The organism is Niveispirillum sp., assembly GCF_017996735.1.
Taxonomy (GTDB): domain Bacteria; phylum Pseudomonadota; class Alphaproteobacteria; order Azospirillales; family Azospirillaceae; genus Niveispirillum.
In genome coordinates this window covers 1-6,760 of sequence record NZ_JAGOGJ010000212.1, presented here as the reverse complement: position 1 = coordinate 6,760, position 6,760 = coordinate 1, and the positions used below count along the sequence as shown (strand labels likewise).

General features: G+C 64.3%; 8 protein-coding genes. 1 reads left to right on the top strand and 7 read right to left on the bottom strand.

Annotation, left to right across the window (positions count from 1 at the left end):
- From KBA48_RS31565 to KBA48_RS31555, 3 genes are all read right to left on the bottom strand, one after another.
- Window positions 1-667: AMP-binding protein (locus KBA48_RS31565; protein WP_292912645.1), on the bottom strand; the 667-nt coding region annotated here is incomplete at its 3' end.
- 1 nt (window position 668) lies between these two features.
- Window positions 669-1,586, bottom strand: coding sequence for a 3-hydroxyisobutyrate dehydrogenase (gene mmsB, locus KBA48_RS31560; RefSeq protein WP_292912646.1), 918 nt, complete (start codon window positions 1,584-1,586; stop codon window positions 669-671).
- A 152-nt stretch (window positions 1,587-1,738) separates the two neighbouring features.
- Window positions 1,739-2,788, bottom strand: coding sequence for an enoyl-CoA hydratase/isomerase family protein (locus tag KBA48_RS31555; RefSeq protein ID WP_292912644.1), 1,050 nt, complete (start codon window positions 2,786-2,788; stop codon window positions 1,739-1,741).
- Window positions 2,789-2,951: 163 nt separating this feature from the next.
- Here KBA48_RS31555 and KBA48_RS31550 point away from each other — a divergent pair, with 163 nt between their 5' ends.
- Window positions 2,952-3,863: a LysR family transcriptional regulator gene (locus KBA48_RS31550; protein ID WP_292912643.1), complete on the top strand. Its 912-nt coding sequence runs from the start codon at window positions 2,952-2,954 to the stop codon at window positions 3,861-3,863.
- 30 nt (window positions 3,864-3,893) lie between these two features.
- On the opposite strand, the gene KBA48_RS31545 is transcribed toward KBA48_RS31550, so the two are convergent.
- From KBA48_RS31545 to KBA48_RS31530, 4 genes are all read right to left on the bottom strand, one after another.
- Window positions 3,894-5,603, bottom strand: a complete 1,710-nt coding sequence (locus tag KBA48_RS31545; RefSeq protein WP_292912642.1) for a long-chain fatty acid--CoA ligase — start codon at window positions 5,601-5,603, stop codon at window positions 3,894-3,896.
- Window positions 5,604-5,755: 152 nt separating this feature from the next.
- Entirely contained in the window at window positions 5,756-6,121 is a 366-nt protein-coding gene (gene mnhG, locus KBA48_RS31540) for a monovalent cation/H(+) antiporter subunit G (RefSeq protein WP_292912641.1), read from the bottom strand.
- Window positions 6,118-6,432: a monovalent cation/H+ antiporter complex subunit F gene (locus KBA48_RS31535; protein ID WP_292912640.1), complete on the bottom strand. Its 315-nt coding sequence runs from the start codon at window positions 6,430-6,432 to the stop codon at window positions 6,118-6,120. The genes mnhG and KBA48_RS31535 overlap by 4 nt, the downstream gene beginning before the upstream one ends.
- Window positions 6,429-6,760 (bottom strand): Na+/H+ antiporter subunit E (locus KBA48_RS31530; protein WP_292912639.1); only part of this gene is annotated, 332 nt, incomplete at its 5' end. The genes KBA48_RS31530 and KBA48_RS31535, both read right to left, overlap by 4 nt.

Sequence of the window (6,760 nt, the reverse complement as noted above, 5' to 3'; positions counted from 1 at the left end):
CGAACAGCCCATGCACATGGAAGATGGGCAGGGCATGCAACAGCACGTCCCCCGGCACGAAGCGCCACAATTGATGCAGCGTCAGGGCGTTGCTGGCCAGATTGCCATGGCTGGTCATCGCCCCCTTGGACCGGCCCGTCGTGCCCGACGTATAGAGGATGGCCGCCAGTTCATCCTCGCCCAGCGCCACCGTCTCGAACGCATGGCTGAGGTGCAGGGCCATGTCGGGCAGGCTGCCATTGGCCTCCACACCCAGCGTCGCCACCGCCGGCACGCCGCAACGGGCGGCCAGTTCCTTCATCCCGGCCTCATCCTCCGGCCGGCAGATGAACAGGGACGGGGCCGCATCTTCCAGGAAGTAGCTGATCTCCCCCCTCTGATACGCGGTGTTCAGCGGCAGATAGACGGCCCCCAGACGCAAGGTCGCCAGATAGAGGAACAGGTTTTCGGCACTCTTCTCCACCTGCACCGCGACGCGGTCACCGCGCTTGACGCCCAGGGCCACCATGGCATGGGCAAAGCGGGCGGAGATGGAGGCGACGTCGGCGTAATTGTACCAGACGCCCTGGCGCGGCCCGTCCATCAGGGTGATGAAACGGGCCTCGGGGTCGGCGGGAAAGCGGCTTTCGAACAGATGGTAGAGATTACCGCTTTTCACGCCGTCCATGTCATTTCCCCTGCAACATCTTGACGATGGCGGAGAAATCGAGACCTCCATTCCCCGCCGCTGAGAATAGCTGATACAGCGATGCGGCCTGCGCGCCAAGGGGGGTGCTGGCGCCGCTGCTGCTGGCCGCCTGCTGCGCCAGCTTCAGATCCTTCAGCATCATGTCGACCGCAAAGCCCGGCGCATAATCGCGGTTGGCGGGGGATGTCGGCACCGGTCCCGGCACCGGGCAGTAGCTGGTCAGCGACCAGCACTGGCCGGACGAGGTGCTGGAAATGTCGAACAGCTTCTGCCGTTCCAGCCCCAGCTTATCGGCGAGCGCAAACGCCTCCGACACGGCGATCATGGAAATGCCCAGCACCATGTTGTTGCAGATCTTGGCCGCCTGCCCCGTGCCCGGTCCGCCCGCATGCACGATGTTTTTGCCCATCAGCGACAGGAACGGCCTGGCCGCCTCGAACGCCGCATCGGCGCCGCCGACCATGAAGGTCAGCGTGCCCGCCGCCGCCCCGCCGGTGCCGCCCGACACGGGCGCGTCCACCATCAGGTGCCCCGCCTTTTCGGCCTGCGCAATCACGGCGCGGGCGCTGTCCACGTCGATGGTGGAACTGTCGATGAAGACCGTGCCGGGCCGCGCCCGCTCGATTACGCCGCCGGCATTGCCATAGACGGCGCGGACATGCGGGCCGGCGGGCAGCATGGATACCACGACATCCGCCTCGGCTGCGGCATCGCCCGCCGATTTCGTGGTATCGATCCCCGCCTCAACGGCGGCCGCGATATTGGCGGGGGCCAGATCGACACCCAGCACCCGGTGCCCGCCCTTCAGAAGATTCTTGGCCATGGGCAGCCCCATATTGCCCAGCCCGATGAACGCAACGGTCGCCATGGTCATTTCCTCCTTGGTTGGTACTTTCAGGTTCCCCTCACCCTCCCACCGCTTCGCGGCGGGCCCCTCCCTCTCCCGCAAGCGGTAGAGGGGCGAAAGTTCCGCCCCTCGCCCACGAATGTGGGAGAGGGAGGGGCCCAAGCCTGCCAAGGCTTGGGAGGGTGAGGGCTAAACTGACATTGTCAAAACACCAGATCCCCACCCGGCGGCACCGCGAAGTACCGCGCGACATCGGCCGCCGATACATCGGCCAGCTTGGCCGGGTTCCATTTCGGGCTCTTGTCCTTGTCCACCAGGACGGCGCGGATGCCCTCATAGAAATCGTTGCCGTCCATCACAGCCTGGGTCATGCGGAATTCCAGCCGCATGCAATCGTCGAACTCCAGTTCCGCCCCACGCCGAAGCTGCTCGAACGTCACTTTCAGGCTGGTGGGCGACATGGACAGGATGGTTTCGGCCACCTTGTCGGCCCATGGGGTGCCCTGGGAGATCAGGCCGGCCACGATGCCCTCGACATCGTCTGCCTCGAACGCCGCATCGATGGCCGTGCGCAGCGCCGCCAGCGGCGCCTCGCCCGCCGGCACGGCATGGGCCGCCAGCACCGCATCGACATCCTGCCCCTCGGCCAGCGCCGCCTCGATCGTGTCCAGCGATGAGGAGGTCACATGGTGCGTGCCGATACCGGTATAAAGCAGGTCCGCCGCATGCACCCGCGCGCCCGTCAGGCCCAGATACAGGCCCATCTTCCCCGGCACACGCGGCAGGAAATACGTGCCCCCGACATCCGGGAACAGGCCGATGCCGGTTTCCGGCATGGCCAGCAGGGTCTTTTCCGTTACCACCCGGTGGCTGCCATGCACCGACAGGCCGACGCCGCCGCCCATGGTGATGCCATCCATCAGGGCAACATAGGGCTTGGGGAAACGTTTGATCTGGCGGTTCAGCCGGTATTCGCCGCCGAAGAAGGCGGCCGTCAGGGCGCCGTCACCCTCCCCGCGCCGGCGTTCCCAACCGGCGTCCCAGACGGCGCGCACATCGCCACCGGCGCAGAAGGCCCGGTCACCCGCACCCCGGATCACCACGGCCTTGATGGCGGGATCCAGGCCCCAAGCCTCCAGCGCCGGCGCCATCACCTCCACCATGCCCAGCGTCAGCGCGTTCAGCGCCTTGGGCCGGTTCAACAGGATATGGCCGATGGCACCGCGCACGGTGCAGATCACGTCCTCGCTCAAAACCCATCCTCCCAATCAGTCGCCACGGCCGGGGCCGTCAATCGCCCTCTTATACATCGCCACGGCGACGAATTCCGCATCTCAACCAGTACCATTGCGGGCGGACGCACATCCATGCGAAGTTCCTCGCCGTTAATGTGCGAAAACTCCCATGGGGTGGGTGATGGCCAGCCGGTTCGACTGGGACGATCTGCAATCCTTCCTGGCCGTGGCGCGGTCGGGCCGCCTGACGCTTGCCGCTAAGCGCATGGGGGTGGATCACACCACGCTGGGCCGCCGCCTGACCGGGCTGGAACAGGCGCTGGGCACCACCCTGTTCGAACGCCACGCCACCGGATACAGCCTGACCCAGGCTGGTGAGACACTTCTGCAAAGTGCGGAGGCCATGGAAGGCATGGCGCTGACCATCCAGGAGGAATTGTCCGGTGCCGGGGCCAAGCTGTCGGGCGCCGTGCGCATCGGCACGCCGGACGGTTTCGGCAGCTTCTTCCTGGCCCCGCGTATCGGCCGTCTGGGCGCGCTGCACCCTGATCTGGAGGTGCAACTGGTGGCCATGCCGCGTCTGTTCAGCCTGTCGAAGCGGGAAGCGGACATCGCCGTCACCCTGGCCCAACCGGAGGCCGGGCGCCTGCATGCGCGCAAACTGACCGAATACGAACTGGGCCTCTATGCCACGCGCTCATACCTGGAGACGGCACCGCCCATCGACGGGCCGGGCGATCTCAGCGCACACCGGTTCATCTCCTATATTGACGACCTGCTTTATACGCCGGAGCTGGATTACGTCCCGCTGGTCTCCCGCGATATCCGCCCCTATCTGAAAAGCGCCAGTCTGGTGGCGCAGTTCCGGGCGGTGCAGGCCGGTAGCGGCATGGCCATCCTGCCCTGCTTCATGACGGCGGGGGAAAAGGATCTGGTCCGGCTGCTGCCGGAGGAGGTGAAGCTGATTCGCAGCTTCTGGCTGGTCATGCATTCCGATGTCCGCCACCTGTCCCGTATCCGGGTGGCGGCGGAATTCATCGCGGACGAGGTACGACGCAACGCCAAGCTGTTCCATAGCCAGGCCGGCGCCTGACAAGGGTCAGGCCCCGGCGGCAAGACGGGCTCATCCCCCCTTCTTCTTCTCCGCTTCCAACTCGTCCAGCAACGCCTTGCGCGACAGCTTGCCGATCATGGTCTTGGGCAGTTCATCGCGGAATTCGTAAAGCTTGGGCTGTTCGATGGTGGACAGCTTGTCTTCCAGGAAGGCCTTCATGTCTTCCTTGCTCAGCTCACAGCCTTCGCGCTTCTTGATATAGGCCTTCACGGTCTGGCCACGATAGGGGTCTGGCACGCCCAGGACGATGCATTCGGCCACGTTGGGGTGCTGATAGATCGCCTCTTCCACATTGCGCGGATAGACGTTGTAGCCGCCGGCCAGGATCATGTCCTTGATACGGTCGACGATGAAGATGTAGCCGTCCTCGTCGAAATAGCCGACATCGCCGGTATGCAGCATGTCGCCATCCAGCGTTTCCCGCGTCGCCTCTTCCTTGTTCCAATAGCCCTTCATCACCTGCGGACCGATAATGCAGATCTCGCCCCGCTCACCGCGCGGCACCTCGGTCTTGCGGTCTTCCAGGCTGATGATCTTGATGATCGTGCCGGGGACCGGCAGGCCGATGGAGCCGGCGCGGCTGGCATGCGGCGGGTTGATGGTGGCAATGGGGGAGCTTTCGGACAGGCCATAGCCCTCCACCAGCTTGCAGCCCGACAATTTCTCGAACTGCGCCTTCACTTCCACCGGCAGGGGGGCGCCGCCGGAATTGCACAGCTTGATGGAGGAAAGGTCGTACTTGGCCACGTCCTTGTGATTGTTGATGGCGGTATAGATGGTGGGGACGGCCGGGAACTGCGTCGGCTTCTTCTTGTCGATGACCTCCATGACCTGATCCAGCTCGAACCGGGGCAGCAGGATCATCTCCCCGCCCTTCATCAGGGTCAGGTTCATCACGCAGGTCATGGCGAAGACGTGGAAGAAGGGCAGCACGCCCAGCATGCGCTCTTCCCCATCCACGGCTTCATTGAACCAGGCGGTGGCCTGGCGGGTATTGGCCGTGATGTTGAGATGGGTCAGCATCGCGCCCTTGGGCACGCCCGTGGTGCCGCCGGTATATTGCAGCACGGCGATATCGTTCGCGGCATCGGTGGCCACGGGGGCCGGGCGCCCGTCATTGGCGGTCAGCGCCTTGAACCGCACATGGCGGTCATCGTTCGGGATATCGGCCACTTCCTTGCGCTTGGCGATCGGGAACAGCCAGTTCTTGGGGAAGGGCAGGATGTCTGCCATGGGCACGACGATGATCTTTTTCAGCCGCGTCTGGCCGAACATCTTGGCCAGCTTGTCATAGGTGACCTTCAGGTCGAGGCTGACCATCCAGTCGGCCTCGCTGTCATTGATCATATGCGCGATTTCCCGCTCGGCATAGAGCGGGTTGAAATTCACGACCGTGCCGCCGGCCTTCAGGATGCCGAAGAAGCAGATCACCGAATAGGGCGTATTGGGCAGGAACAGGCCGACCTTCTGCCCCTTCTTCAGGCCCAGCTTCTGCAAACCGGCCGCGAACCGGTCCACCAGCGACCCGATCTGGGCATAGGTGTATTTCTTGTCCAGAAAATCGACGCAGGGATTGTTCGGGAAGCGCCGGATGGAGGCGTCCAGCATGTCGGGAAGCGACTGGGCCGGCAGGTCGATGTCCCATGACACGCCGGCAGGATAGCTCTTCTCCCACAGGAAAGGTTCGCGTGCCTGCATCTTGATGGCGGCTTCGGCCATGTCCGGTCCTCCCGATATGCTCTTGGCGCACTCCAGCGTCGCGCCTTTGATTGACCTATATCGGGAGGCAAAACGCAACCTCAAGCGATTATTCCGGGTGACGTAACGGAAGGCATGCGGATTTTTTGCAGAATGGAAAAACCCTGGCGGCCTCACTCACCCAGGCGCAGGGCCGGATCGTCCTTCGTGCCCTTCAACTCGTCCACACCCGCCCCCTTCCAAAGCGGCTCCCCGGTCGCATAGATGGCGCGGCCGATGATGTGGGCCGCCACGGGCGTGGTCAGCAGCAGGAACAGGATGGCCGCCGCCGCCCGCGCCACGACATCGATGCCGGGGAAGAACAGGGCCACCGACAGCAGGATCAGGCCACAGCCCAGGGTGCCGGCCTTGCTGCTGGCATGCATGCGGGTCAGCACGTCCGGCAGGCGCAGGACGCCGATGGCGGCGATCAGGCTGAAAATGGCTCCACCCAGCACCATCAGACCCAGGAAAGCCTGCCAGAAATCGCTCAGCATCATGTCGCGGTCTCCTGCTTCGGCGCCTTTGCCTTTTTGTGGAGCGTGGCCTTGTGTTCCAGAAAGCGGGCATAGGCCACCGTGCTGAAGAAGGCCACCAGGGCCAGCGCGATAGCGGCGTCCAGGAACACCTCCTGGCCTACGTAAAGGGACAGCAGGGCGATGAAGGCCACGGCCTGCACGCCAAACAGGTCGACAGCGACGATGCGGTCGCCCGCCATCGGCCCGATCACGACGCGGACCAGCGACAGCAGCAGCGCCACCAGCATGATGGACATGGCGATGACGATGCAGGCGGAAAGGAACGGGGTCATTCCAGCACCTCGATGATGCGCCTTTCCATGGTCGACTTGATCTCGTGGCGCAAGGCATCGGGATCAGAGCCGAACATGGCGTGGACATAGAGGGTCTTGCGATCGGGCGCGACATCCAGCGACAGGGTCCCCGGCGTCAGCGTCACGCAGCAGGCGAAAAGCTCGATCTCCCAATCCGATTTCACATCCAGCGGGATGGCGATGACGGCGGGGCAGACCTTCTCCCCGATGCCCAGCACGCCGCCGGCCACCTTCAGCGCGGAGACCACGATCTCCTTCACCATCCAGCCCGTGAAGGCCAGCCCCCCCCAAAGACGCAGGAAATAGG